This window comes from Burkholderia sp. BCC1977 (genome assembly GCF_905339595.1).
Lineage (GTDB): Bacteria > Pseudomonadota > Gammaproteobacteria > Burkholderiales > Burkholderiaceae > Burkholderia.
This window is the reverse complement of sequence record NZ_CAJPGQ010000125.1, coordinates 1-1,646: the sequence shown is the minus strand read 5'-3', so window position 1 is coordinate 1,646 and position 1,646 is coordinate 1. Positions and strand designations below refer to the sequence as shown.

Genomic DNA, 1,646 nt, shown 5'->3' with positions numbered 1-1,646 from the left:
CACATGGAAGCATTCGAACACCTCGGCGGCGCTCCGCGCGAGATTCTGTACGACCGGATGAAGGCGGCCGTGCTCGGCGAAGTCGAGAAGCACATCGTCTACAACGCGAAGCTGGTCGCGTTTGCACAGCACTACGGCTTCGCGCCGCGCGCCTGCAAGGCGTATCGCGCCAAGACCAAGGGCAAGGTCGAGCGGCCGTATCGCTACATCCGGCAGGACTTCTTCCTGGCGCGCCGCTTCCAGAACCTCGCCGACCTGAACTGCCAACTGCGCGAGTGGCTCGACACGGTTGCCAATGTCCGCGTGCACGGCACCACGCACCGCGTCGTCGCTCAGCACTTCAGTGAGGAGCGTCCTGCGCTGCAGGCGTTGCCGGCCGGCACCTTCAACGGCGTGATCCGGCTTGAGCGGCGCGTGAGCCACGAAGGTCTCGTCTCGGTCGGTGGCAACTACTACAGCGTGCCCGATCGTACGCGCAAGCGCGTGCTCGACGTCCACAGTCTGGCTCACGAGATCCGCATCTACGAGGACGGTGAACTGCTGGCGGTTCATCCCGTGCTGGAAGGCCGGCGACGAACCTCGCTGCTGCCCGGTCATCGGCGTGCAAATCAGCGTAAGCAGCCGGCACGGCACCCCGTGCCATCGGTGACGGCGAGCGTGGCTCGCCGGCCCCTGTCGTTCTATGACCAGGTCGCAAGACGTCTCGCAGAAGCCGGGAGGACCGCATGAACAGCATGCCTGCCTCGACACTGGAGCGCATCCGGCGCTATCTCGTCGGCCTGCGCATGCCGCGCGCGCTCGAAACGCTGGATGCCACCCTGAACCGCTTCGAGCAAGGTGACAGCTCGATGCTCGAAGTGCTGGAAACGTTGCTCGGCGAGGAGTTCACGACACGCGAAACACGCCGCATCCGGATGGCGCTGCAGACCGCGCGGCTCGGCACGATCAAGACGCTGGCCGGCTACGACTTCAGCTTCCAGCCGAGCCTGGATCGCGATCGCATCATGACGCTTGCGCAACTCGAGTTCATCGAACGACGGCAGACCGTTCACTTCCTGGGGCCGCCCGGCACGGGCAAATCGCACCTGTCCATTGCGCTGGGCGTGGAAGCCGTACGCGCGGGCAAGAGCGTCTACTTCGGCTCGCTGGCCGAGATCGTGAACTCGATGGCCAAGGCCGAACGGGAAGGCAACCTGGCGCAGCGCGTGCGCTTCCTTGCCCGTAACAGCCTGCTCATCGTCGACGAGATCGGCTACCTGCCCATCGGCTCCAACGGCGGCAACCTGTTCTTCCAACTCGTCAACGCCTGCTACGAGCGCTGCGCGATCATCCTGACGTCCAATCGCAGCTTCGGTGAATGGGGCGACGTGTTCGGCGACAGCGTGGTGGCCGCGGCGTTGCTCGACCGGCTGCTGCACCACGCGATCGTCGTGCAGATCGAAGGCACATCGTACCGTCTGCGAGAACACGCCGATCTGCTGCCGGACCATCTGCGCAACCGTCCGTCTTCCCTGAACCCCGTGCCCGCTGAACCGGCTCGCCGGCGCCCGGGCCGCCCCCGAAGGAACCCATTCGATCATGTCGCCGGCTGATCACCGTCCGAACAGGGTGGGGAATTTTACTTCGACACTTCTGGGGAAATTACG

The 1,646-nt window shown here is 64.9% G+C and carries 2 protein-coding genes; both read left to right on the top strand.

Translation table 11 applies throughout. The features are described 5' to 3' along the window. Window positions 1-729: Mu transposase domain-containing protein (locus U5771_RS35020; protein ID WP_415859475.1), on the top strand; the 729-nt coding region annotated here is incomplete at its 5' end. Next, the gene (istB, locus tag U5771_RS35015; protein ID WP_012732871.1) at window positions 726-1,592 is read left to right on the top strand and encodes an IS21-like element ISBcen28 family helper ATPase IstB; all 867 of its coding nucleotides are present in this window, start codon (window positions 726-728) and stop codon (window positions 1,590-1,592) included. The genes U5771_RS35020 and istB, both read left to right, overlap by 4 nt. Window positions 1,593-1,646: the final 54 nt, after the last annotated feature.

What these genes read in the sequence shown, in the direction of transcription:
- istB (WP_012732871.1), top strand. Translation starts at nt 726, where the DNA reads ATGAACAGCATGCCTGCCTCGACACTGGAGCGCATCCGGCGCTATCTC.